General features: G+C 31.3%; 1 protein-coding gene. It reads right to left on the reverse strand.

The genetic code is table 11. The features are described 5' to 3' along the window. A partial coding sequence (locus tag F1003_RS19295) for an MBL fold metallo-hydrolase (protein WP_155090394.1) occupies positions 1-230 on the reverse strand: 230 nt, incomplete at both ends.

Below are 230 nucleotides of genomic sequence, written 5' to 3' on the forward strand. Positions count from 1 at the left end.
ATCCATATTTTTTATACCTTTTTCGCTTAACTTTTCTCTTATATATAAGTACGCCAGTTTATTTGTATAAAATTTTACATTTGGGAGCTTCTTCATAATATATGGAATTGCTCCTATATGATCTTCATGTCCGTGTGTGATAAAAACACCCACTAGTCTTTGAGCGTTTTTCTCTAAATAACTTACATCTGGTATGACATGATCAATACCGTACATTTCTTGTTCAGGAA

The sequence above is a fragment of the Winogradskyella ouciana genome, from assembly GCF_009709615.1.
GTDB lineage: Bacteria > Bacteroidota > Bacteroidia > Flavobacteriales > Flavobacteriaceae > Winogradskyella > Winogradskyella ouciana.